Source organism: Vibrio sp. D173a, from assembly GCF_030248475.1.
In genome coordinates, this window is record NZ_JAHGAH010001380.1 from 1 (window position 1) to 519 (window position 519).

The 519-nt window shown below is 48.4% G+C and carries 1 pseudogene; it reads right to left on the minus strand.

Annotation, left to right across the window (positions count from 1 at the left end):
- Positions 1-130: 130 nt before the first annotated feature.
- Positions 131-519 (minus strand): annotated as a pseudogene (locus KIV40_RS33500) (PUA domain-containing protein); the annotation flags it as partial.

Below are 519 nucleotides of genomic sequence, written 5' to 3' on the forward strand. Positions count from 1 at the left end.
AACTCTCCCTTAATTCTGTCTGTCTATCTGAAATTCTGGGTGCGCTATTTAATCAAATAGCCACCTTTATTCGGCAGCTATTCATCGATACTTCATACTCAACGTATGCGCACTACGCTTGGGTGGTCAGTTACTCTTGGATAACAACCATGTCATCACGGTGAATGACTTCCGAGCCATCTTCGCCAAGTCTTGGCTTGAGTAGCTTGCGATGCCGCGAGCAATCACTTTACCTTTGTGTTCGGTCACTTGAGTGACTTCACCACGGGAAAACTCACCGCGTACTTGAATCACACCTTTTGCCAGTAGGCTGCTGCCTTTGGTGTTGACTGCGTTAACAGCGCCATCATCGACCACGATGTCGCCGGCAGAAGCTGGGCCCGCAAGAATCCAGCGTTTTCGGTTTTCTAATGCCTCTTCAAGTGGTAAGAAACGTGTGCCTTGTGGCTCTTCACTCAATGAATCAAATACAACGTTTTCTGCACTGCCAGCAGCGATGATTACCTCAATGCCTGCACG